Genomic DNA, 21,846 nt, shown 5'->3' with positions numbered 1-21,846 from the left:
CCAAGTGGGGGAGACAGTGCGGACACTGCAGTACGGGGCGTGGCCCTCGCCCATCGACGCGGCCACGGCCGTCACCCAGGGCGGCAGCCCCGAGTACGCGGGCTTCGTCGGCGACGAGGTGTGGTGGACCGAGCCCCGGCCCGCCGAGGGCGGCCGGCGCACCCTGGTCCGGCGGCACGCCGACGGCCGGGAGGAGAGTGTCCTCCCCGCCCCGTGGAACGTGCGCAGCCGCGTCCACGAGTACGGCGGGCTGCCCTGGGCCGGAACCATGACGGACACGGGCCCCCTGGTGGTCTTCGTCGACTTCGCGGACCAGCGCCTGTACCGCTGGGAGCCGGGCACCGCACCCCGCCCGCTCACCCCCGTCTCCTCCGTCGGGCAGGGCCTGCGCTGGGTCGAACCGACGTGGCGGGCGGACCGCGGGGAGGTGTGGTGCGTCCTGGAGGAGTTCACCGGGGACGGGCCCGGCGACGTGCGCCGCCTCCTCGCCGCCGTCCCGCTGGACGGCTCGGCCGCCGACGACCGGGGCGCGGTGCGCGAACTCACCGACGACCGGCACCGCTTCGTCACCGGACCGCGCCCCTCGCCCGACGGACGGCGCGTCGCCTGGCTGGCCTGGGACCACCCGCGCATGCCGTGGGACGGCACCGAACTCCTCGTCGCCGACGTCGCTCCCGACGGCACCTTCGGTGAGCCCCGCACCGTCGCCGGCGGACCCGAGGAGTCCGTCGCCCAGGCCGACTGGACCCCCGACGGCCGGCTGCTCCACACCAGTGACCGCACCGGCTGGTGGAACCTGTACCGGGACGGCGAACCCGTCTGCCCGCGCGACGAGGAGTTCGGCGGCCCCTTGTGGCGGCCCGGCTCACGCTGGTTCGCCCCGCTGGACAGCGGGCTCGTCGCCGTACTGCACGGCCGGGGCGCCGCGGTGCTCGGGGTCCTCGACCCCGACACCGGCGAGGTCGTCGACGCGGCCGGCCCCTGGACCGAGTACGCCTCCTTCCTCGCCGCCCAGGGCGAACGCGTCGTCGCCGTGGCGGGCAGTCCGCGCAGCGCTCCCGAGGTCGTCGAACTGGACACCCGCACCGGCAGGTCCCGGGTCGTCGGCGCCGAACACCGGGACGTCGTGGACCCCGCCCACTACCCCGAGCCGCAGCTGCGCACCTTCACCGGCCCGGACGGCCGCGAGATCCACGCCCACGTGTACCCGCCGCACCACCCCGGCTGCACCGCCCCGGGCGACCGCCTGCCCCCCTACGTCATCCGGGCGCACGGCGGCCCCACCGGCCGGGCGCCGCTCGTCCTCGACCTGGAGATCGCCTACTTCACCTCCCGCGGCATCGGCGTCGCCGAGGTCGACTACGGCGGCTCCACCGGCTACGGGCGCGCGTACCGCGACCGGCTGCGCGGACAGTGGGGCGTGGTGGACGTCGAGGACTGCGCCGCCGTCGCGCGGGCCCTCGCCGACGAGGGCACCGCGGACCGCGACCGGCTCGCCCTGCGCGGCGGCAGCGCCGGCGGCTGGACCACCGCCGTCTCCCTGACCACCACCGACGTCTACGCCTGCGGCACGATCCTCTACCCGGTCCTCGACCTCACCGACTGGAGCACCGGCGGGACCCACGACTTCGAGTCCCACTACCTGGAGAGCCTGATCGGCCCCCGCGACGAGGTGCCCGCCCGGTACACCGAACGCTCGCCCGTCACGCACGCCGAGAAGCTCACCGCGCCGTTCCTGCTGCTCCAGGGCCTCGACGACGTGATCTGCCCGCCCGCGCAGTGCGAGCGCTTCCTGGCCCGGCTGACCGGCCGGCGGGTGCCGCACGCCTACCTCACCTTCGAGGGCGAGGGCCACGGCTTCCGGCGCGCGGAGACCCTGGTGCGCGCCCTCGAAGCGGAACTCGCGCTCTACAACCAGGTGTTCGGCCTGAACGCGCCGGACGCCGCACCGCTGGAGCTGACCGGATGAACCAGGTGGAACCCCTGCGACGACCGCCCCGGCTCGCCCCCGGCGCGCGGGTGGCCGTCGTCGCCCCCAGCGGGCCGGTGCCGCAGGACCGCCTCCGGGCCGGTCTGGACGTGCTGCGCGGCTGGGGACTCGACCCGGTGGTGGCCCCGCATGTCCTGGACCGGCACCACCGGTTCGACTACCTCGCGGGCACCGACGCCGACCGGGCGGCCGACCTGCAGGCCGCCTGGTGCGACCCCGCCGTCGACGCGGTGATCTGCGCCCGCGGCGGCTACGGGGTGCAGCGCATGACCGAGCTGCTCGACTGGACCGCGATGCGCGCCGCCGGACCGAAGGTGTTCGTCGGGTTCAGCGACATCACCGCGCTGCACGAGGCGTTCGCCACCCGGCTGGGCCTCGTCACCCTGCACGGACCGATGGCCGCCGGGCTCGACTTCGTCAAGAGCACCCGCGCCCAGGACCACCTCAGAGCCACCCTCTTCGCGCCGGAAACCGTCCGGGTGCTGACCTCCGGCGGCACCGCGCTGGTGCCCGGCCGGGCACGCGGGGTCACCCTCGGCGGCTGCCTCGCCCTGCTCGCCGCCGAGCTGGGCACCCCGCACGCCCGGACGTCCGCGCGCGGCGGACTGCTGTGCCTGGAGGACGTGGGGGAGGAGACCTACCGGCTCGACCGCTACCTCACCCAGCTGCTGCGCGCCGGACTGCTGGACGGCGTCGCCGGGGTGCTGCTGGGCTCCTGGGCGGACTGCGGTCCCCCCGACGAACTGCGCGCCCTGTTCACCGACCGGCTCGGCGGCCTGGGCGTGCCGGTGGCCGAGGAGTTCGGGTTCGGCCACTGCGACGGGGCCATGACCGTGCCCTTCGGCGTCCCCGCGGAACTGGACACGGAGGCGGGCACCCTGACCCTGGAGCATCCGGCGCTGAGCTGATCGGGGGCCGGGACGGGGGCCCGGACGGGGACCGGACGAGGACCGGGCCGGGGCCGGGCGACGGGGTCTGCCGCTGCCGGGGCGGCTGCGCTCCCCGGTAGTCGGTCCGCGCGGGCGTGGGGGACACGGGCACCCCGCAGGGGACGTGCCGCCGGCGGATCGGGCGGAGCGGGGGCGTTGTGGCGGGGCGTCGTGGCGGGCGGTGCCCAGGGCCGGAGCGGAGGCGGTGGGCCCGTCGTAGGGTGGCAGAGTGCCGCATTCCGTTCCTTCCCCCTACCTCGCCGAGGGCCCCCGCGTGGGGTTGCGCCCGTTCACGTTCGAGGACGGCGCCGAGTTCACCGCCCGCGCGCGGGAGAGCAAGGACCTGCACCACCCCTGGCTCTTCCCGCCGGACACCGCCGACGCCTACCGGGCGTACGCGAAGCGCCTGATCGACGATCCGGCCAGGGCGGGTTTCCTGATCTGCGAGAAGGACGACGGCGGCGCCATCGCCGGGTTCGTCAACATCAACAACATCGTCCGGGACGGCTTCCAGAGCGGCGCGCTCGGCTACGGCGCCTTCGCGCACGCCGCCGGGCGGGGACTGATGAGCGCGGGCCTGGACCTCGTCGTGCGGCACGCCTTCGGACCGATGCGCCTGCACCGGCTGGAGATCAACGTGCAGCCCGGCAACGCCGCCTCGATCGCGCTGGCCCGTCGCTGCGGCTTCCACCTGGAGGGGTTCTCGCCCCGGATGCTCCACATCGACGGGGCCTGGCGCGACCACCAACGCTGGGCGCTCACCCGCGAGATGCTCCGCTGACGCTCGGCGCTCGGCGCTCGACGGCAGGGGGCCGGCGGCCGGCCGGGGGCCAGTGACCGCTCACCTGGGGCGGCGGTACACGGTCAGCGCCGCCGGCGCCGTTCGCCTCGTCAGGAGCGGCGGTCGGCGTACTCGTAGATCGCGCCGTCCGGGTGACGCACGATCAGGTTGCGGCCCACAGGGGTGGGGACCGGGCCGGCGATGATGTCGGCGCCCATCGCGGTCAGCACCTCGTGGGCCTCCTCCACGTCCTTCACGGCGATCGTCGCCGCGACCTTGCGCAGCACCTCCAACTCGGCCGCGGGGCCGCTCATCAGCAGGAAGCAGCCCACCGCGGCGACGTGGACGCCACCCCGCTCGAAGCGGAGGGCCGGACCGCCCGCCAGCCGCTCGTAGAAGGGGATCGCGGTCTCGATGTCCTCGACGCAGACACGCAGTGTGGCACCCATAATCTCCATGGGCACGAGCCTAGTTGTGCCCGCCCGGAGCCGGGAGCGGACGGTGGGTTCCGAATCGCCTGCCCGGGGCGGCCGGTTGAAGCGGCGTTACGCGTCCGCCCGGACGGGTACCCGGCCCGCCATGCAGCGTTTGGAGCACTTGCAGCACTTGGACAAGCACCTGGTCGACGAACTGGCCCAGGTGGCACGCGAGACGGTGCGGGACGAACTGCGGGAGCAGACGCGCAAGCAGCGCCGCAAGGCGGCCCTGTACGCGGCCTCCGGCGCGACCGCCCTCTACGCGGGCGCCGCACTGGCGCTCGCGGTGGGGCTCGCGCTCGCCCTGGTCCTGCCGGACTGGGCGGCGGCGCTGATCACCGCCGTACTGTTGGCCGCCGCGGCCTACGCCCTGCGCGGCGCGGCCCGACCGGGGCCCGCCGGTGGCCCGTCGCACGGAGCGGCTGCGCCGACCGTCCCCGGTCAGGCAGCTCCTGGGGGTCAGGGTCCGTCCGGTCGGACGGGCCTGTCCGGACCGTCCGGAGGCCAGGGAGTACCCGTGCCGCCGGCCACTCCGCCCGCCACGGGTCAGGTTCCGCCGGTCCCGCCCGCTCCGCCGACGGCGGGCGCCGAACCGCCGCAGTCCCGTGACGCCGGACCCGGTACGCACGATCCCCGGGCGTGACCCGTCCCGGCACCCGGAACACCCACCGGCAGGACCATTGCCCCTGGTCCTGCCGGTGGGGTGCTCTGCCGAGGCTGAGGCGGCGCGCACGGACGGCGCCCATGTCCGGCCGACTCCGGGCATGTCCGGCTCGACGATCCGCGGTGCGGTCCCGCTGTCAGAGCCGTAACAGCCGTAACAGCCGTAACAGCCGTCAGAGCTTTCAGAGCCGTGACCGAGGAATCGCGCCGCCCCCACCGCCCCGCCCGTGGCACCGCCGTCACTGGAGCTGAGGCAGCACCTTCGTGCGGTAGAAGTCGAAGAAGCCCCGCAGGTCGGGCCCGATCTGGCTGACGTAGACGCGGTCGAAGCCTGCGTCCGCGAACTGGCGCAGCTCCGCCACGTGCTGGTCCACGTCGTCGCCGCACACTCGGTTGTCCCGCACCATGTCCTCGGTCACCAGCGTCTGGGCCTGCTCGAAGTGCTTCGGTGAGGGCAGCACCTGTCCCAGCTCACCGGGCAGCTGCTCGTTGGCCCACAACCGGTGGACGGTGCGGACGCACTCCTCGCGGTCGATGCCGTAGCAGACCTTGGTACCGCCGCTCACCGGCCTTCCGCCGCCCCCGCCCTTGCGGTACTGCTCGACCATGGAGGCGTCCGGCATCATCGTGATGTAGCCGTCGCCGACCCGGGCGGCCAGCTTGGTCGCGGCCGGACCGAAGCCGGAGATGTCGATGGGCACGGGCTCGTCCGGCACCGTGTAGAGGCGGGCGTTCTCCACCGTGTAGTGCGTGCCGTGGTGGTTGACCTCCTCGCCGGAGAACAGCCGCCGCATGATCTGCACGGCCTCCTCCAGCATGTCCAGGCGGATGTGGGCGGGCGGCCAGGGATCGCCCAGGATGTGCTCGTTGAGCAGCTCCCCGGTGCCGACGCCCAGCCGGAAGCGGCCGTCCGCCATCACCGCGGCCGTCGCGGCGGCCTGCGCCACCACCGCCGGATGCGTCCGCACGGTGGGGCAGGTCACCGCCGTGCCCACCGGCAACGACACCGCCTCCGAGAGGGCGCCGATCACGGACCACACGAAGGGACTCTGCCCCTGCGCGTCGTTCCAGGGGTGGTAGTGGTCGGAGATCCACAGGGACTCGAATCCGGCCTGTTCGGCCATCCGGGCCTGCTCGATCAGCTCCGCCGGACCGTACTGCTCGCACGAGAGGAAGTAGCCGTACTCGGGCATGGGGGGTGCCTTCCGCGACGAGGGCGGGTCGGTTTCCGCCCGGGTACCCGGGGCCCCGGGCGGAAACCGGCCGACGTTTGGCCCTCGCGGCCAGGGGGACGCGGAAGTCTCCCGAGGTACGCCGACAGCGCCGGAGGACCACGTGAGCCGACCCTCGAGCCGACCCCGCATCCTGATCGTCGGTGCGGGCTTCGCCGGGTACCGCACCGCACAGACCTTGTCCCGGCTGGCCCGGGGCCGGGCCGAGATCACCCTGTTGAACCCGACCGACTACTTCCTCTACCTGCCCCTGCTGCCCCAGGTGGCGGCGGGCATCCTCGAACCCCGCCGGGTCACGGTCTCCCTGTCCGGCACGCTGCCGGAGGTCCGCCTGGTGCTGGGGGAGGCCGGCCGCATCGACCTCGACGGGCGCACGGTGCACTACACCGACCCGGAGGGAGGGGAGGGCAGCCTCTCCTACGACCGGCTCGTGCTGGCCGCGGGCAGCGTCAACAAGCTGCTGCCGATTCCCGGCGTCGCCGAGCACGCCCACGGCTTTCGCGGCCTGCCGGAAGCCCTGTACCTGCGGGACCACGTCACCCGGCAGGTGGAGCTCGCGGCCGCCACCGACGACCCGGCCCAGTGCTCCAGCCGCTGCACCTTCGTCGTGGTCGGCGCCGGCTACACGGGCACCGAGGTGGCCGCGCACGGCCAGTTGTTCACCGACGCCCAGGTGCGCAAGCAGCCCCTGCGCACCGGGATGCGCCCGCGCTGGATGCTGCTGGACATCGCCGACCGGGTGCTGCCCGAACTGGACGAACGGCTCTCCCGCACCGCCGACCGGGTGCTGCGCGACCGCGGGGTGGACGTCCGGATGGGCACCTCCGTGAAGGAGGCCACGTCCGAGGGGGTGCTGCTCACCGACGGCGAGTTCGTCGACACCCGCACCCTGGTGTGGTGCGTGGGCGTGCGCCCCGACCCGCTCGCCGAGTCGCTCGGCCTGCCCATGGAACGCGGCCGGCTGCTCGTCGACCCGCACCTGCAGGTGCCGGGCCACCCCGAGGTGTTCGCCTGCGGCGACGCGGCGGCCGTCCCGGACCTGGAGAACCCCGGCCAGTACACCCCGATGACCGCGCAGCACGCCTGGCGGCAGGGCAAGGTGTGCGCGCAGAACATCGCCGCCTCCCTCGGGGACGGCGAGCGCCGTGCCTACCGTCACAAGGACCTGGGGTTCGTCGTGGACCTCGGCGGCGTCCAGGCCGCGGCCGATCCGCTGGGCGTTCCGCTGTCCGGACCGCTGGCCGGGCTCGTCACCCGCGGCTACCACCTCGCCGCGATGCCCGGCAACCGGGTCCGGGTGGCCGCCGACTGGCTGCTGGATGCCGTACTGCCGCGCCAGGCGGTCCAGTTGGGGCTTGTGCGGTCCTGGTCGGTGCCGCTGGACACGGCGTCCCCGGAGCTGGCCCGCCTGCCGGGTGGCCCCCAGGACGAACCGTCCGCCGGCGCCCGGCCGGAGCCGGACGACGGGACGCAGGACGGCGAGCCCGCGAAGCAACAACCGGGCGGGGAAACGGCGAAACGGCAGCCGGGCGGCGAGCCCGCGAAGCAGCAGCCCGGCGGCGAGGCCGCGAAGCAGCAACCGGGTGGGGAGGCGGCGAAGCACCCGCCCGCGGGGTCGCGCCCGCCGGACGCGGCACCTCTCGGGCCGCACGACGCCCCCGGCCCCGTCAAGCGCACCGACAACCCCGGCGACCGCGCCGAAGGAGACTCATGAACACCGGCGAACTCACCGAACTCGGACAGCAGTTGCGCGTGGACAGCGTGCGGGCGGCGGAGGCCGCGGGCTCCGGGCACCCCACGTCCTCGATGTCCGCGGCCGACATCATGGCCGTGCTGTTCGCCCACCACTTCCGCTACGACTTCGACCGGCCCGACCACCCCGGCAACGACCGCCTCATCCTGTCCAAGGGCCACGCCTCCCCCCTGATGTACGCGGCCTACAAGGCGGCCGGGGCGATCGACGACGACGAACTGCTCACCTTCCGCAAGGCCGGCAGCCGCCTCGAAGGGCACCCCACACCCCGCCGGCTGCCCTGGGTCGAGACGGCCACCGGGTCGCTCGGGCAGGGCCTGCCGGTCGGCGTCGGCATCGCGCTGGCCGGAAAGCGGCTGGACCGCACCGACTACCGGGTGTGGGTGCTGTGCGGGGACAGCGAGATGGCCGAGGGCTCGGTGTGGGAGGCCGCGGAGCACGCCGGTCACGAGGGCCTGGACAACCTGACCGTCGTCGTGGACGTCAACCGGCTCGGCCAGCGCGGCCCCACCCGGCACGGCCACGACCTCGACGCCTACGCCCGCCGCTTCCAGGCGTTCGGCTGGCACACCGTCGAGGTGGACGGCCACGACGTGGACGCGCTCGACCGTGCCTTCGGGGAGGCCGTCTCGACCTCCCGCAAGCCGACCGCGGTCATCGCCCGCACCCTCAAGGGCAAGGGCGTCGCCGCGGTGGAGGACCAGGAGGGCCGGCACGGCAAGCCGCTGCCCGAGGCGGAGGACGCCGTAGCCGAACTGGGCGGCTCCCGTGACCTGCGCGTACGGCTGCCGGAACCGGTTCCCGCCCGCGCCCTGCACGCCGTGTCCACGGCGGACGCCGAGCCGCCCCGCTGGAAGCGCGGCGAGGAGGTGGCCACCCGCAACGCCTTCGGGGAGGCCCTCACCGCGCTCGGCGCCGCGCGCGGCGACGTCGTCGCCCTGGACGGCGAGGTCGGCGACTCCACCCGCGCCGAGTTCTTCGCGAAGGAACACCCCGAGCGCTACTTCGAGTGCTACATCGCCGAGCAGCAGATGGTCGCCGCGGCGGTCGGCATGGCGGCCCGCGGCTGGGTGCCGTACGCGTCCACCTTCGCCGCATTCTTGACCCGCGCCCACGACTTCGTCCGCATGGCGTCGATCAGCGGCTCCTCCCTCAACCTGGTCGGCTCGCACGCGGGCGTGGCCATCGGGGAGGACGGGCCCAGCCAGATGGGCCTGGAGGACCTGGCGATGATGCGGGCGGTGCACGGCTCCACGGTGCTGTACCCGTGCGACGCCAACCAGACGGCCCGGCTGGTGGCCGCGATGGCGGGCCTCGACGGCATCCGGTACCTGCGGACCTCGCGCGGGGAGAGCCCGGTGATCTACGGACCCGACGAGGAGTTCCCGGTGGGCGGCAGCAAGGTGCTGCGCGCCTCGGACCGGGACCGGCTCACCCTGGTCGCGGCCGGTGGCACGGTCTTCGAGGCCCTGGCGGCGGCGGACTCGCTGCAGCAGGAGGGCATCGCGGCCCGGGTGATCGACCTCTACTCCGTCAAGCCGGTCGACCGCGAGACGCTGCGCCGAGCCGCCGAGGAGACCGGCTGCCTCGTCACCGTCGAGGACCACCACCCCGAGGGCGGGATCGGCGACGCCGTCGCGGAGGCCTTCTCCGACGGGGCCCCGGTGCCCCGCCTCGTGCGGCTCGCCGTGCGGACCATGCCGGGGTCGGCGTCGCCCGAGGAGCAGCTGCGCGCCGCGGGCATCGACGCCGCGTCGATCGCGGCGGCCGGACGGCTGCTGGTGGAGGAGGCGATCGTGCCGTGAGCGCGGGCGCGGGCCCGGACCGCACGGTCCGGGCCGGCCGTCGCAGCGTGGAGATCCGAAGGCCGGACAAGGTGCTCTTCCCCGGCGGGCGCGGCACCCGCGCGTACACCAAGGGCGACCTGGCCGAGTACCACCGGGCCGTCGCACCGTTCCTGCTGCCCCATGTGCGCGGGCGTCCGTTGATGCTGGACCGGCGTCCGGACGGCCTGGACGGGCCCGCGTTCATGCAGAAGAACACGCCCGGGCACTATCCGGAGTGGATCACCCGGGTCGAGGTCGGCAAGGAGGGCGGCACGGTCACGCACACCGTGTGCGACGACACGGCCACCCTGCTGTACCTCGTCGACCAGGCGAGCATCACCCTGCACCGCTGGCTGTCCCGGGCCGATCTCGGTCCGCCCCGCTCCCGGTCGAGGGAGGACGACGCGGACCCTGTCGACCGGCCGGACCGGCTGATCTTCGACCTCGACCCCTCGGGGGAGGGCCGCGACGCCTTCGAGACGGTTCGGGAGGCCGCGCGCCTGCTGGGGGAGCTGCTGGACGAGCTGCGTCTGCCCTCGGCCCTGATGACCACCGGCTCGCGCGGACTGCACGTGATCGTGCCGCTCGACCGCCGGCAGGGCTTCGACGAGGTGCGCGCCTTCGCCCGCGACGTCGCCGACACCCTGGCCGACGCCCACCCCGACCGGCTCACCACCGCGGCCCGCAAGAAGGACCGCGGCGACCGGCTCTACCTCGACGTGCAACGCAACGCCTACGCGCAGACCGCGGTGGCCCCCTGGACCGTGCGCGCCCTGCCGGGCGCTCCCGTCGCCGCCCCCGTGTCCTGGGAGCAACTGGACGACCCGGAGCTGCACGCCGGCCGCTGGACCGTCGCCGACGCCGTCGAGCACGCCCGCACCGACCCCTGGCACGGGCTGCCGCGCCGCGGCCGGGCGCTCGGCCCGGCCCGCCGCCGACTGGACGCGCTCCGCGGCTGACGCGGGGCGGGCAGAGCCCGGGGCGGGGGCCGGGTGGCGCGGGGCCGGGGGCCGGGTGGCGAGGCGCCGGGCCGGGCGGGCCGTGGGCGGTGGGGCCGGTGCGGGGAGCGCCGGACGGCCCCAGTGGCCCCACCGGCCCCAGTGGCCCCACCGGCCCCAGTGGCCCCACCGGCCCCAGTGGCCCCACCGGTCCCACAGGTCGCACCAGTCCCGCCGCCCAGCCCCCTCGGTTGTCCGCGCAGCCCGCGCAGGAGCCGGAGGCGGTCGGCGGCCGGAGCCGACGGGCCGACGGTATGGGCTCCCCTACGCCCCCGCCCGCGCCCGACGCGCCCGCCCGCGCCCGACGCGCCCGCCCGCGCCCGACGCGCCCGCCCGAGCGGCGGCTCACCGGACCCCCGCCCCCGCGGCACCCAGCACGGCGCCCGACCCTGCCGGCAACGCTGCTGCACGGAGCTCGACCCGGCGGGCAATGCTGCTGCACGGCGCCCGACCCGGCGGGTGACGCCGCGCCCCCTTCGGCGGCACCGCGCCGTGCGGGCCCCGAATCCGCCCCGTACCCGCACCGTGATCAGGGTCGCGACCCGAGTGAGGCAATCGGGTGAGCCGGTGGAGGTTTGACGAACAGACGAGCGGCCACACGGAGGGGGAGGTGGCCATGTCGAACGCTGAACACGCCGAACAAGCCGAGAGCACCGAGGAACCGCAGGGTTCCGCAGAAGAACAGGAAACCGAGGAGGGGCAGGAGAAGCGCCAGCCCCGGAAGAAGGCCAGTGCCCCGCGCAGAACCCGGAAGTCGACCGGGACAACCCGGAAGACGACCGGGACGTCGACGGCACGGCGGTCCGGGGAGTCCCGGGAGTCCGACGACGCGGGCCCGCCCCGCGAGTCGGAGGAGTCGGACACCGCGACGGCCACGACGACCCGGCGGATGAGCCCCATGGAGGTGCTGCGCCAGGCGCGTGAGCAGCTGGCGGAGCTCACCGGCCGGGAAGCCGAGTCCGTGTCGTCCTTCGAGCGCACGGAACAGGGCTGGGCACTCGAGATCGAAGTGCTCGAACTGGAGCGTGTGCCCGACACGATGAGCCTGATGGCGAGCTACCAGGTGGAGCTGGACCCCGAGGGTCTGCTCACCGGCTACCGCCGCGTGCGGCGCTACGAGCGAGGGCGCTCCGACGCACGCAAGGGCGGCCGCTGAGCCGCCGCCCGGGCCCCCACCACACCACATACCCACGAGGAGGAATGGCCGGAAATGACAGTCGTACCGGCACAGCAATCCGGCGGCGGAGGCGGCAGCAGCGGCCTCTACGACGTCCTTGAGCTCGTCCTGGACAGGGGGCTCGTCATCGACGCATTCGTGCGCGTGTCCCTGGTCGGCATCGAGATCCTCAAAATCGACGTACGGGTCGTCGTCGCCAGCGTGGACACCTACCTCCGCTTCGCCGAGGCGTGCAACCGGCTCGACCTGGAGGCCGGGCCGCGCAAGGACCCGGGTCTGCCCGACCTGGTCGGAGAGATGACCGAATCGGGCGCCCGGGGCAAGTCCAAGGGGGCGCTGTCCGGCGCCGCCGAGACCATCTCGGACGCGTTCCAGCAGGCACGCGGCGAGTCCGACAAGGAGACCGAGTCCCGCCCGCGGGCCCGTAAGAGCACCTCCTCGCGCCGGAAGGAGGAGCAGTGAGCACCTACGTCTACGGCATCACGTCGAGCTCGCACCCCGCGCTGCCCGAGAACATGGGCGGGGTCGGCGACCCGCCACGCCCCGTGCGGCTGCTGACCGTGGGCGGACTGACGGCGGTCGTCAGCGACGCCCCCGACGGGCTGCGGCCCAAGCGGCGGGAGCTGCTCGCGCACCAGAACGTACTCAGCGAGACCGGTGCCGCCGGCTGCGTCCTGCCGATGCGCTTCGGTTCGGTCGCCGAGGACGACGACGCGGTGACGGCGGTGCTCGCCGAGCGCGCCGAGCACTACGAGGAGCGCCTGCGGGCCCTCGACGGCTGCGTCGAGTACAACGTCAAGGCCAATCACGTCGAGGAGGCCGTGCTGCACCACGTGATGGCCGGCAACCCCGAGATCCGTGCCCTGGCTGAGGCCAACCGCCAGGCGGGCGGCGGTAGTTACGAGGACAAGATCCACCTCGGTGAGATGGTCGCCGGCGCGGTGCAGGCCCAGGAGGCCGAGGACGGCGCCGCCGTGCAGCAGGCGCTGGAGCCGGCCGCGGACGCCGTCAGTGTGGGCCCCGAGTCCTCGGGCTGGCTCGCCAACGTCTCCTTCCTGGTGCAGCGGGACTCGGCCGAGAACTTCCTGGCCGCCGTGGAGCAGGTGCGCAAGGACATGCCCCACCTGGAGGTGCGGCTCAACGGTCCGCTTCCGCCGTACAGCTTCGTGGAGCCCGGCCCTGCCGAACCGGCGGCCACCTCGGCGGGCGGGGCGGACACCGGAGCGGGGTGACGTCATGGGTTTGATCTCGGAGGTCCTGCTGCTGCCGTTCGCCCCGGTGCGCGGCAGCGGCTGGGCCATCCGGCAGGTGCTCCGGGAAGCGGAGCGCATCTACTACGACCCTGCCACGATCCGTGCCGAACTGGCGCGGCTCGAAGAGCAGTTGGAGGCCGGAGAGATCACCGAGGAGGAGTTCGACCTGCAGGAGGACGAACTCCTCGACCGGCTGGAGACCGCAACGCGCGCAGGCGCGGGTACTGGGGACGGGACGGCACCACAATGAATCGAACGGGACTCGGCCTCGCGATCGGGGCCGGCTATCTCCTCGGCCGGACGAAGAAGCTGAAGATGGCGATAGCCGTCGGCGGCCTCGTCGCGGGGAAGAAACTCAACCTCAGCCCGAAGATGGTCGGGGAGCTGGTCTCCCAGCAGCTGCGGAACAACCCGCAGTTCAAGGAGATCGGCGATCAGCTGCGCGGCGATCTGCGCGGGGTCGGCAAGGCCGCCTCCGGCGCGATGATCGAGCGCCAGCTCGACTCCCTCGCCGACCGGCTCCACGGGCGCACCGCGCAGATGCGCGACCAGCTCGCGGGTGGCGGTGCGACGGACCGGGACCACGACGAGGAGTCCGACGAGCGCGACGATCGGGACGAGGAGCCCGAGGACCGCGACGACGCCGAGGACACGGGCGACGACACGGGCGAGGACACCGGGGAAGCCGCGGCGCCCGCCAAGAAGGCGGCGAAGAAGGCACCGGCGAAGAAGGCACCGGAGAAGCGGGCGCCGGCGAAGAAGGCACCGGCGAAGAAGGCCGCGCCGGCCAAGAAGACCGCGAAGAAGACCGCCGCCAAGAAGACGACAGCCGCCACGCGCGGCGCCGGCTCCCGGGCACGGAAGGGAGGCGGTGAGGGATGAGCGACACACTCGGTTCGGCCACCGGCGCCGCGCGCGACGGGGCGAAGCAGAACCCGCTCGCCGACGTCGCCCACAGCGAGGCCGCGGACCGACTCAAGGCCGAGGTGCAGGAGTACCTCGCGGCCCAGGCCACCCGTCTGCTGACCGGAGTCGGCCGCAAGCTGGGGGAGACCACCAACAAGCTGAACGACATCGCCGAGGGCAACAGCCCCGGCTTCGCACAGCTCGCACTCGACGGAGGCCGCAAGATCGCCGAGGGCAAGGGCCCCCTGCGCAGCGCCGTCGAGGTGGGCGCCTCCCGCGCCAAGGACAACGTCATGGGTGCACTGAAGGGCCTGGGTGGCGGCGGCGGAGGCAAGAGCAAGCGCAAGCGCTCCGCCGGCAAGAAGCCCACCGTCATCATCGAGCAGATCGACATCGGGGTGCCGGTGCGCACCGCCTACGACCAGTGGACGCAGTACCAGGACTTCAGCACCTTCGCCAAGGGCGTCAAGAGCGCGAACAAGTCCGACGACACCACCTCGGACTGGCAGGCCAAGGTCTGGTGGTCCAACCGCAGCTGGAAGGCCCAGACCACCGAGCAGGTCCCCGACGACCGCATCGCCTGGACCTCCGAGGGCGCCAAGGGCACCACCAAGGGCGTCGTCTCCTTCCACCACCTCGCCGAGAACCTCACCCGCGTGCTGCTGGTCATCGAGTACTACCCCTCGGGGTTCTTCGAGAAGACCGGCAACATCTGGCGCGCCCAGGGCCGCCGGGCGCGGCTCGACCTGAAGAACTTCGCCCGCTTCATCACCATCAAGGGCGAGGCGGAGGACAGCTGGCGCGGTGAGATCCGTGACGGCGAGGTCGTGCGCAGCCACGAGGACGCGATCGAGGAGGAGGAGCGGGAGCAGGACGAGGCCCCCGAGGGCGAGGCCGGTGACGAGTCCGGCGGCGACGAGGAGCCCCGGGACGACACGGAGACGGACGAGGCCGAGGACGACGAGGCCCCCGACGCCGAACACGACGAGGAGCCCCGGTCCGACGAGGAGCCCGAGGACGAGCCGGACGCCGAGGACGAGGTCGAGGCCGAGTACGACGACGAGCCGGAGGCCGAGGAGGCCGACGACGCCGAGTACGAGGACGAACCCGACGCCGAGGACGCCGAGTACGAGGACGAGGAGGCGGACGAGCCCGAGCAGGACGCCGAGGCCTACGAGGACGAGGACGAGTACGACGACGAGTACGAGGACGCCGAGGGCGGGAGCCGGCGATGACCACCCCCCGTCGGGTTCCCGATCCGTACGCCGGCCAGGGCAGCGGTGCCAATCTGGCCGACATCCTGGAGCGGGTGCTCGACAAGGGGATCGTCATCGCGGGCGACATCCGCATCAATCTGCTCGACATCGAACTGCTCACCATCAAGCTGCGCCTCATCGTGGCCTCCGTCGACAAGGCGAAGGAGATGGGCATCGACTGGTGGGAGACCGACCCGGCCCTGTCCTCGCGTGCCCGCAGGGACGAACTGGCCCGGGAGAACGCCGAGTTGCGTGAACGCCTGGCCCGGCTGGAGGAGCTGGAGCCCCGGCGCGCCCAGGAGGAGGCCCCGTGACCGGACTGCGGTACGTCTACGCCGTCTGCCGTCCCTTCGGCACTCCGCTCCAGGCCCAGCTGACCGGGGTGGCCGGCGCGCCGCCCCGGCTGCTGGGCCACCGCGATCTGGTGGCCGTGGTCAGTCACGTGCCGGAGGCCGACTTCGCCGAGGAACCGCTGCGCGCGCACCTGGAGGACCTGGACTGGCTCACCGCGGTCGCCCGCGCCCACCAGGGCGTCATCGACGCACTGACGACCGTCACCACGCCGCTGCCGCTGCGTCTCGGGACCGTGTTCCGGGACGACAGCGGCGTCCGCACGATGCTGGAGACGCGCGAGGAGGGATTCCTGCACACGCTGGACCGGCTCGCGGGCCGCGTGGAGTGGGGCGTGAAGGTGTACGTGGAGGAGGAATCCCCGCCGGCGACGGCGGCGACGGCGGCGCCCGCCGCGAAGCCCGCGTCCGGCCGCGACTACCTGCGGCAGCGCCGCGCGCAGACCCGGTCGCGCGAGGACGTGTGGCGGAAGGCCGAGACCTTCGCCGCCCGGCTCCACGAGACGCTGGGGGAACACGCCGAGGATTCCCGGCTGCACGCACCCCAGAATTCCACCCTGTCCGGCGCCTCCGGACGGAATGTGCTCAACGCGGCCTATCTGGTCCCGCGGGCGGATTCCGAGGCGTTCGTGGAAAGGGTGGAACGGACGAAGGACGGTATGCCGGGAATTCGGGTGGAACTCACCGGGCCGTGGGCGGCCTATTCGTTCGCCGGTGAGGAGTCCGCCGTGGGGGAGGGCTCGTGACCGTCGTCGAACACCGGGAGATCGCCCTGGTGGACCTGCTCGACCGGCTGCTGGCCGGTGGTGTGGTCATCACCGGCGACATCACCCTGCGTATCGCCGACGTGGATCTCGTCCGCATCGACCTGAACGCCCTCATCAGTTCCGTCAACGAGAACGTCCCGTCCCCCTTCGAGGAGCTGCTGTGACCCCGGGACCGTACGGCGAGCACCCCGACGAGCACCACGCCGGGCACGGCGCGCACACCGGGCACGGCACGCACACCGGGCACGGCGGCGGACGGCCCCACCGAGGCCGCCGCCACCACATGGACCTGGAGCCCGACACGGTCGAGCGCGACCTGGTCAAACTGGTGCTCACGGTCGTGGAACTGCTGCGTCAGCTCATGGAGCGCCAGGCCCTGCGCCGGTTCGACGTGGGCGACCTGACCGAGGAGCAGGAGGAGCGCGTCGGGCTCACTCTGATGCTGCTGGAAGAGCGCATGACGGAACTGCGCGAGCGCTACGGACTGCGGCCCGAGGACCTGAATCTGGACCTCGGGCCGCTCGGACCGCTGCTGCCCCGGGACTGACGTCCCGGGGCACGGTCACCGGTACCTCACCTCGAACAGCGGTGCCTCACCACCGGTACCAGCGACCCCGGCCTCCGCCCGCCGTCGTGCTGCGCATCACGAAACCCAGCAGCCATACGACCAGCACGGCCACGGCTATCCACCAAAGAGCCTTGACTGCGAATCCCGCACCGAAAAGGATGAGGGCCAGCAGAAGTACGAGCAGAATAGGAACCATAGTGTCATCAACCTCCTGACACTTCTGCTTGCCCCGAATCCGAGTTTCAGACTTCCTTGCGGCAGAGAATTTCGCCGTGCAGCACGCTGAACCACCCGTCCTCCCGTGCTCCCCATTCCCGCCAGGCGTCCGCCGCCGCCCGCAGACCGGCGCGGGTGGTGAAGCCGCCGTCGACGGCCCGCCCGGCGTAGGACGAGGCCACGGTCCTGTCTGCCCACAGCTCGCTCCACCAGGCCCGCTCGGCCGCCGTGGAGAAGGTCCAGGCGGACGCGGTGGCGCTCACGTCGGTCAGCCCCGCGGTGAGCGCCCACGCCTTCAGTCTGCGCCCCGCGTCGGGTTCGCCCCCGTTGGCGCGGGCGACCCGCCGGTACAGGTCCAGCCATTCGTCCAGCCCGGGGGAGGACGGGTACCAGGTCATGGCGGCGTAGTCGGCGTCCCGCACGGCGACCAGCCCGCCGGGCCGGGTCACCCGCCGCATCTCGCGCAGCGCCCGGACCGGGTCGCCGATGTGCTGCAGCACCTGGTGGGCGTGCACCACGTCGAAGCTGTCGTCGGGGAAGCCGAGGGCGTGCACGTCGCCCACGGCGAAGCGGACGTTCGTCAGTCCCCGCTCGCCGGCCGTGGCCCGCGCCCGCTCCAGGATCCCGGGCGCCCGGTCCAGACCCGTGACGTGCCCGCCGGGTACCCGTTCGGCCAGGTCGGCGGTGATGGTGCCGGGACCGCAGCCCACGTCCAGGATCTCCATGCCGGGCCGCAGTGCGCCGAGCAGGTACCCCGCGGAGTTCTCCGCCGTGCGCCAGGTGTGCGACCTGAGGACCGACTCGTGGTGCCCGTGCGTGTAGACGGCGCTGTCCCGCTGTGCGGACATCGTGCTCCACCCCTTCCGATGGCGAGCTGATGGGAACGACGGTCCTCACCGTACGCCGGTCGACCGCATGGTGAGATCGCCGTCTTGAGATGTGGACGTTTGATGGTGGGGGAGGCCGTACGACCGCCTCGCGGGCGTGACGGTTCCTCACCGGCTTCTGGGCCACTGGCTTCAGGGGGCCAACTGGCTTGAGGGCCCACAGGCTTCCCGGTCCGCCGGCCGCACCGGCCTCGCCGGGTCCGGTCGGCCCGACCGGCCTGGCCCGCCCGTCGTGCCCGGGCCCGGCCTCACCGGTCGCCCGGCCTGGCGGACGCCGGCGGCCCACCAGCCGTCCGGCCCGCCCGTCGAGCCCGGCTCGACAGCCGCCCGCTCCACCCGGCGCCGTCGGTCCGCCCGCCCCACCCGGCGCCGTCGGTCCGCCCGCCCCACCCGGGCCGTAAAGCGTTTGCTCTCCGCCCGCGCTCCCCGGACAATCGCCTCCCATGGGTCACCTGGAAGCCGCACACCTGGAGTACTACCTCCCCGACGGGAGGCCGCTCCTCGGCGACGTCTCGTTCCGGGTGGGGGAAGGCGCCGTCATGGCCCTGGTCGGCCCCAACGGTGCGGGCAAGACGACCCTGCTCCGCCTGCTGGCCGGCGAACTGAAACCGCACGGCGGGTCCGTCACCGTCTCCGGGGGGCTCGGCGTCATGCGCCAGTTCGTCGGCTCCGTGCGGGACGAGAGCACGGTCCGCGACCTCCTCGTCTCGGTCGCCACCCCCCGGATCCGCGAGGCGGCCCGCGCCGTGGACCGGGCCGAGCACGCCCTGATGACCGTCGACGACGAGGCCGCCCAGCTCGACTACGCCCAGGCGCTCGCCGACTGGGCCGAGGCACGCGGCTACGAGGCGGAGACCCTGTGGGACATCTGCACCACGGCCGCCCTGGGCATGCCCTACGACCGCGCCCAGTGGCGCCAGGTCCGCACCCTCTCCGGCGGTGAGCAGAAGCGTCTCGTGCTGGAGGCCCTGCTGCGCGGCACCGACCAGGTGCTGCTCCTGGACGAGCCCGACAACTACCTCGACGTACCGGGCAAGCGCTGGCTGGAGGAGCGGCTCGCGGAGACCCGCAAGACCGTGCTCTTCGTGTCCCACGACCGCGAACTGCTCGCCCGCAGCGCCCAGCGCGTCGTGTCGCTGGAGCCGAGCCCCACCGGCGCCGACGCCTGGGTGCACGGCGGCGGCTTCGCCACCTACCACCAGGCCCGCCGGGAACGCTTCGCCCGCTTCGAGGAACTGCGCCGACGCTGGGACGAGAAGCACGCCCAGCTGAAGAAGCTGGTACTGAACCTCCGTCAGGCCGCCTCCGTCAGTCCCGACATGGCGTCCCGGTACCAGGCGGCACAGACCAGGCTGCGCAAGTTCGAGGAGGCCGGGCCGCCCCCGGAGCCGCCCCGGGAGCAGGACATCACCATGCGCCTGAAGGGCGGCCGCACCGGGGTCCGCGCGGTGACCTGCGAACGGCTCGAACTGACCGGCCTGATGCAGCCCTTCGACCTCGAGGTCTTCTACGGCGAGCGGGTGGCCGTGCTCGGCTCCAACGGATCCGGCAAGTCGCACTTCCTGCGTCTGCTCGCCGGGGACGAGGTCCGGCACACCGGTGACTGGCGGCTCGGCGCCCGCGTCGTCCCCGGGCACTTCGCGCAGACGCACGCGCACCCCGAACTGGAGGGCCGCACGCTCCTGGACATCCTGTGGAAGGAACACGCCCAGGACCGGGGAGCCGCCATGTCCCGGCTGCGCCGCTACGAACTCACCGGCCAGGCCGAGCAGACCTTCGACCGGCTCTCCGGCGGACAGCAGGCCCGCTTCCAGATCCTCCTGCTGGAACTCCAGGGGGTCACCGCGCTGCTCCTCGACGAGCCGACCGACAACCTCGACCTGGAGTCGGCCGAGGCACTCCAGGAGGGCTTGGAGGCGTTCGAGGGCACGGTCCTCGCCGTCACCCACGACCGGTGGTTCGCCCGCTCCTTCGACCGCTTCCTGGTCTTCGGCAGCGACGGCCGGGTCAGGGAGACGCCGGAGCCCGTCTGGGACGAACGCCGGGTGGAACGCGTCCGCTGAGCAGCACCCCCGCACGACGAGGGGAGCCCCCACGACCGTCGGCCGTGGGGGCTCCCCTCGTCGTGCGTTGCGGGTCCCGCTCCTCCGCGGGTCCCTCTTATCCGCGGGGTCCCGCTCTCCAACTCCCTCCGGACACTCCGTCCGGAACCGCCGCTCACTTCCAGCGCAGCAGGGCCCCCAGTCCGCCCACCGGCGCGTCCGTGGACGACGGGTCGGCCGGCGCCCCGTCTGCTTCGCCGTCGCCGTCGCCGTTGCCTGTGCCGGCGTCCCGGTCCCGGTCCAGGTCCCCGCTCGGGTCCCGGTCCAGGTCCGCGCCCACGACCAGGGCGGAGGCGTCCGACATCGCCGCCGACCGGATCAGCGCGTCGTCGGCCCGGGCCGCCCAGGACTGCTGCTCACCCAGGATCTTCAGCTCCGTGCGCCGTACCGCGACCTGGTCGGGGTCCTCACCGATCCACACCTCACGGCGCCCGTCCGGCGCGTCGGGACGGATCAGCAGTTCGTCGATGCGGTGCTCGCGCGCCGCCTCCACCAGCGCCGGGACGCCCTCGACGGCCGCCGCCCGGCCCTCGTCGTCCGGGGCTCGCGCGGCCAGGAACCGTTCCAGCTCCGCCGCCTCCCGCTCCCGCACGTGCTCGGTGCGCAGCCGTTCCACGTCGTCGTCCAGCAGCCGGCTCCCGCTGCCGTGCGACGCCTCCACCACCATGCCGTGCAGCCGTTGCGGCAGCCGCTCGCGCACCGCCCGCCGTTCACGGTCGTCCCCCACCAGGATCAGCAGGTCGGCACCGCTCTCCTCCTGGCACACGGCGAGCGCGTCGGCGATCTCCGCCGCGTTGTGCTCCCAGGTGTTCTCGACCCGCAGCTGGAAGTGCCGCTCCGACCAGTCCGCGGTGGCGGTCCGGTGCACCGGCCACTGCCGCCCGGTGACCTTGCCGGCATCGTCACGGCCGAGGACGCTGCGCAGTTCGAAGTCCGCGCCCTTGCGGTCGACGTAGGCCACCACCGCCACGGGGTCCTCCCCGGCCAGTTCCAGCAGCGGCGCCACCCGCGGCAGAGCCGCCCAGCGGGCCCAGTCACCGCCCTGCGGCGGCCGGGCGAGCGGTGCCTCCAGCACCACCTCGCCGTCCCGGGCGAACAGCACCCGGCCGTCCGGTCCGGTGAAGCGCGGGGCCTCGTCGACGGCTTCCAGCACGGCCCGGCACGTCGCCTCGTCCGCACCCTGGTCGGCCAGGTCCCGGGCCATCGCCCGGGCCGTCAGGTGCCGCTGGTGCGCCGCGTCCTCGGCGTGCCGGGAGGTGTCGACGTACACGGAGGCCCAGGGGCCGGGACGTTCGTAGAGTGGGTGCAGAAACGCGAGATCCATGGGTCCCTCCCGGAAACCGCTCGGGGTAGTGCTCGTGCTGCCGGGCGGGTACCCGGACACCATGGACGAACACGACGAGCGGGGCACCCCATGACCGGTATCGAGCCCGACCGCCTGGACGACCAGCAGCTGATGAAGGAACTGGAGACGATCCACCGCACGCGCCACGACACGCTGCTGTACGGCTCCGACGACGCGCTGCGCACGCACAACGAGCGCATGGCCCAGCTGGAGGGCGAGTACCTGCGCCGCAACCCGCGCCGCCCGGTGGCCGCCGGCCGCACTCGCGAGGGCGCGCGGGAACGCACCGGTTCGGACGCGGCGGCCCCGTCGACTCCGGGCACCTGACAGCCGGGAGCACCGGAGCCGTCGTTCCGGCCCCGGGGGCCGGT

Annotated in this window: 22 protein-coding genes and 2 pseudogenes; 19 read left to right on the top strand and 5 right to left on the bottom strand. The window is 73.6% G+C overall.

The features are described from left to right. Positions 1-4: 4 nt before the first annotated feature. The 3 genes from AB0F01_RS15085 to AB0F01_RS15075 all read left to right on the top strand — a co-directional run bounded on the left by AB0F01_RS15085 (position 5) and on the right by AB0F01_RS15075 (position 3,700). On the top strand, positions 5-1,969 hold the full coding sequence (locus AB0F01_RS15085; RefSeq protein ID WP_362094652.1) for a prolyl oligopeptidase family serine peptidase: 1,965 nt from the start codon (positions 5-7) through the stop codon (positions 1,967-1,969). Further along, positions 1,966-2,898, top strand: a complete 933-nt coding sequence (locus AB0F01_RS15080) for an LD-carboxypeptidase (RefSeq protein ID WP_362094649.1) — start codon at positions 1,966-1,968, stop codon at positions 2,896-2,898. The genes AB0F01_RS15085 and AB0F01_RS15080 overlap by 4 nt, the downstream gene beginning before the upstream one ends. A 250-nt stretch (positions 2,899-3,148) precedes the next feature. Beyond that, a complete protein-coding gene (locus AB0F01_RS15075; RefSeq protein ID WP_362094646.1) occupies positions 3,149-3,700 on the top strand; it encodes a GNAT family protein in 552 nt (183 codons plus the stop codon). Positions 3,701-3,810: 110 nt separating this feature from the next. Here the strand turns inward: AB0F01_RS15075 and AB0F01_RS15070 are convergent, their stop codons facing one another. Beyond that, entirely contained in the window at positions 3,811-4,158 is a 348-nt protein-coding gene (locus tag AB0F01_RS15070; RefSeq protein WP_362094643.1) for a VOC family protein, read from the bottom strand. Between the two features lie 121 nt (positions 4,159-4,279). On the opposite strand from AB0F01_RS15070, the gene AB0F01_RS15065 reads away from it, so the two are divergent. Continuing rightward, the gene (locus AB0F01_RS15065; RefSeq protein ID WP_362094640.1) at positions 4,280-4,819 is read left to right on the top strand and encodes a phage holin family protein; all 540 of its coding nucleotides are present in this window, start codon (positions 4,280-4,282) and stop codon (positions 4,817-4,819) included. Between the two features lie 259 nt (positions 4,820-5,078). Here AB0F01_RS15065 and AB0F01_RS15060 read toward each other — a convergent pair whose 3' ends face one another. Next, on the bottom strand, positions 5,079-6,032 hold the full coding sequence (locus tag AB0F01_RS15060; protein ID WP_362094637.1) for a TIGR03557 family F420-dependent LLM class oxidoreductase: 954 nt from the start codon (positions 6,030-6,032) through the stop codon (positions 5,079-5,081). A 172-nt stretch (positions 6,033-6,204) separates the two neighbouring features. Here AB0F01_RS15060 and AB0F01_RS15055 point away from each other — a divergent pair, with 172 nt between their 5' ends. The 13 genes and pseudogenes from AB0F01_RS15055 to AB0F01_RS14995 all read left to right on the top strand — a co-directional run bounded on the left by AB0F01_RS15055 (position 6,205) and on the right by AB0F01_RS14995 (position 16,904). Further along, positions 6,205-7,785: an FAD-dependent oxidoreductase gene (locus AB0F01_RS15055; protein ID WP_362095240.1), complete on the top strand. Its 1,581-nt coding sequence runs from the start codon at positions 6,205-6,207 to the stop codon at positions 7,783-7,785. Then, complete coding sequence (locus tag AB0F01_RS15050; protein WP_362094634.1) at positions 7,782-9,629, top strand: transketolase; 1,848 nt, start codon at positions 7,782-7,784, stop codon at positions 9,627-9,629. Before AB0F01_RS15055 ends, AB0F01_RS15050 begins: the two co-directional genes overlap by 4 nt. Beyond that, complete coding sequence (ligD, locus tag AB0F01_RS15045; RefSeq protein ID WP_362094631.1) at positions 9,626-10,609, top strand: non-homologous end-joining DNA ligase; 984 nt, start codon at positions 9,626-9,628, stop codon at positions 10,607-10,609. Before AB0F01_RS15050 ends, ligD begins: the two co-directional genes overlap by 4 nt. Positions 10,610-11,498: 889 nt before the next feature. Next, positions 11,499-11,804, top strand: a pseudogene (locus AB0F01_RS15040) (gas vesicle protein); the annotation flags it as partial. Positions 11,805-11,858: 54 nt separating this feature from the next. Beyond that, the gene (locus AB0F01_RS15035; protein ID WP_362094628.1) at positions 11,859-12,287 is read left to right on the top strand and encodes a gas vesicle structural protein GvpA; all 429 of its coding nucleotides are present in this window, start codon (positions 11,859-11,861) and stop codon (positions 12,285-12,287) included. Beyond that, positions 12,284-13,057, top strand: a complete 774-nt coding sequence (locus AB0F01_RS15030; protein ID WP_362094625.1) for a GvpL/GvpF family gas vesicle protein — start codon at positions 12,284-12,286, stop codon at positions 13,055-13,057. The genes AB0F01_RS15035 and AB0F01_RS15030 overlap by 4 nt, the downstream gene beginning before the upstream one ends. Before the next feature lie 4 nt (positions 13,058-13,061). Next, positions 13,062-13,328 carry a gas vesicle protein GvpG gene (locus tag AB0F01_RS15025; RefSeq protein ID WP_362094622.1) on the top strand — a complete coding sequence of 89 codons (267 nt, stop codon included), beginning with the start codon at positions 13,062-13,064 and terminating at the stop codon, positions 13,326-13,328. Further along, positions 13,325-13,960, top strand: coding sequence for a DNA primase (locus AB0F01_RS15020; RefSeq protein ID WP_362094620.1), 636 nt, complete (start codon positions 13,325-13,327; stop codon positions 13,958-13,960). Before AB0F01_RS15025 ends, AB0F01_RS15020 begins: the two co-directional genes overlap by 4 nt. Then, positions 13,957-15,219 carry an SRPBCC family protein gene (locus tag AB0F01_RS15015; protein WP_362094619.1) on the top strand — a complete coding sequence of 421 codons (1,263 nt, stop codon included), beginning with the start codon at positions 13,957-13,959 and terminating at the stop codon, positions 15,217-15,219. The genes AB0F01_RS15020 and AB0F01_RS15015 overlap by 4 nt, the downstream gene beginning before the upstream one ends. Further along, the gene (locus tag AB0F01_RS15010) at positions 15,216-15,554 is read left to right on the top strand and encodes a gas vesicle protein (RefSeq protein ID WP_362094616.1); all 339 of its coding nucleotides are present in this window, start codon (positions 15,216-15,218) and stop codon (positions 15,552-15,554) included. The genes AB0F01_RS15015 and AB0F01_RS15010 overlap by 4 nt, the downstream gene beginning before the upstream one ends. After that, a complete protein-coding gene (locus AB0F01_RS15005; RefSeq protein ID WP_362094613.1) occupies positions 15,551-16,336 on the top strand; it encodes a GvpL/GvpF family gas vesicle protein in 786 nt (261 codons plus the stop codon). The genes AB0F01_RS15010 and AB0F01_RS15005 overlap by 4 nt, the downstream gene beginning before the upstream one ends. Then, entirely contained in the window at positions 16,333-16,521 is a 189-nt protein-coding gene (locus tag AB0F01_RS15000) for a gas vesicle protein (RefSeq protein WP_362094610.1), read from the top strand. The genes AB0F01_RS15005 and AB0F01_RS15000 overlap by 4 nt, the downstream gene beginning before the upstream one ends. 119 nt (positions 16,522-16,640) lie before the next feature. Then, positions 16,641-16,904: a gas vesicle protein K gene (locus AB0F01_RS14995; RefSeq protein ID WP_164338051.1), complete on the top strand. Its 264-nt coding sequence runs from the start codon at positions 16,641-16,643 to the stop codon at positions 16,902-16,904. A 46-nt stretch (positions 16,905-16,950) separates the two neighbouring features. Here AB0F01_RS14995 and AB0F01_RS14990 read toward each other — a convergent pair whose 3' ends face one another. Both AB0F01_RS14990 and AB0F01_RS14985 read right to left on the bottom strand, forming a co-directional pair. Then, positions 16,951-17,121: a hydrophobic protein gene (locus AB0F01_RS14990; protein ID WP_164338052.1), complete on the bottom strand. Its 171-nt coding sequence runs from the start codon at positions 17,119-17,121 to the stop codon at positions 16,951-16,953. A 46-nt stretch (positions 17,122-17,167) separates the two neighbouring features. Continuing rightward, positions 17,168-17,989: a methyltransferase domain-containing protein gene (locus AB0F01_RS14985; protein ID WP_362094607.1), complete on the bottom strand. Its 822-nt coding sequence runs from the start codon at positions 17,987-17,989 to the stop codon at positions 17,168-17,170. 482 nt (positions 17,990-18,471) lie between these two features. Here AB0F01_RS14985 and AB0F01_RS14980 point away from each other — a divergent pair, with 482 nt between their 5' ends. Beyond that, on the top strand, positions 18,472-20,091 hold the full coding sequence (locus tag AB0F01_RS14980) for an ATP-binding cassette domain-containing protein (protein ID WP_362094604.1): 1,620 nt from the start codon (positions 18,472-18,474) through the stop codon (positions 20,089-20,091). Positions 20,092-20,245: 154 nt separating this feature from the next. Here AB0F01_RS14980 and AB0F01_RS14975 read toward each other — a convergent pair whose 3' ends face one another. Then, complete coding sequence (locus AB0F01_RS14975; protein ID WP_362094601.1) at positions 20,246-21,454, bottom strand: Vms1/Ankzf1 family peptidyl-tRNA hydrolase; 1,209 nt, start codon at positions 21,452-21,454, stop codon at positions 20,246-20,248. A gap of 61 nt (positions 21,455-21,515) precedes the next feature. Between AB0F01_RS14975 and AB0F01_RS14970 the strand changes: the two are divergent. Next, a pseudogene (locus AB0F01_RS14970) lies at positions 21,516-21,802 on the top strand (DUF6158 family protein). Positions 21,803-21,846 lie beyond the last annotated feature (44 nt).

This window comes from Streptomyces sp. NPDC029526 (assembly GCF_040637405.1).
Taxonomy (GTDB): Bacteria; Actinomycetota; Actinomycetes; order Streptomycetales; family Streptomycetaceae; genus Streptomyces.
The sequence above is the reverse complement of the archived record's forward strand: the minus strand, read 5'-3'. Positions and strand labels throughout refer to the sequence as shown.

Excerpts from the sequence above, each read along its gene's own strand:
- AB0F01_RS15080 (WP_362094649.1), top strand. The coding sequence starts at position 1,966 with ATGAACCAGGTGGAACCCCTGCGACGACCGCCCCGGCTCGCCCCCGGC.
- AB0F01_RS15070 (WP_362094643.1), bottom strand. The coding sequence starts at position 4,158 with ATGGAGATTATGGGTGCCACACTGCGTGTCTGCGTCGAGGACATCGAG.
- AB0F01_RS15065 (WP_362094640.1), top strand. The coding sequence starts at position 4,280 with ATGCAGCGTTTGGAGCACTTGCAGCACTTGGACAAGCACCTGGTCGAC.
- AB0F01_RS15060 (WP_362094637.1), bottom strand. The coding sequence starts at position 6,032 with ATGCCCGAGTACGGCTACTTCCTCTCGTGCGAGCAGTACGGTCCGGCG.
- AB0F01_RS15050 (WP_362094634.1), top strand. The coding sequence starts at position 7,782 with ATGAACACCGGCGAACTCACCGAACTCGGACAGCAGTTGCGCGTGGAC.
- AB0F01_RS15035 (WP_362094628.1), top strand. The coding sequence starts at position 11,859 with ATGACAGTCGTACCGGCACAGCAATCCGGCGGCGGAGGCGGCAGCAGC.
- AB0F01_RS15025 (WP_362094622.1), top strand. The coding sequence starts at position 13,062 with ATGGGTTTGATCTCGGAGGTCCTGCTGCTGCCGTTCGCCCCGGTGCGC.
- AB0F01_RS15020 (WP_362094620.1), top strand. The coding sequence starts at position 13,325 with ATGAATCGAACGGGACTCGGCCTCGCGATCGGGGCCGGCTATCTCCTC.
- AB0F01_RS15015 (WP_362094619.1), top strand. The coding sequence starts at position 13,957 with ATGAGCGACACACTCGGTTCGGCCACCGGCGCCGCGCGCGACGGGGCG.
- AB0F01_RS15010 (WP_362094616.1), top strand. The coding sequence starts at position 15,216 with ATGACCACCCCCCGTCGGGTTCCCGATCCGTACGCCGGCCAGGGCAGC.
- AB0F01_RS14995 (WP_164338051.1), top strand. The coding sequence starts at position 16,641 with ATGGACCTGGAGCCCGACACGGTCGAGCGCGACCTGGTCAAACTGGTG.
- AB0F01_RS14990 (WP_164338052.1), bottom strand. The coding sequence starts at position 17,121 with ATGGTTCCTATTCTGCTCGTACTTCTGCTGGCCCTCATCCTTTTCGGT.
- AB0F01_RS14985 (WP_362094607.1), bottom strand. The coding sequence starts at position 17,989 with ATGTCCGCACAGCGGGACAGCGCCGTCTACACGCACGGGCACCACGAG.
- AB0F01_RS14980 (WP_362094604.1), top strand. The coding sequence starts at position 18,472 with ATGGGTCACCTGGAAGCCGCACACCTGGAGTACTACCTCCCCGACGGG.
- AB0F01_RS14975 (WP_362094601.1), bottom strand. The coding sequence starts at position 21,454 with ATGGATCTCGCGTTTCTGCACCCACTCTACGAACGTCCCGGCCCCTGG.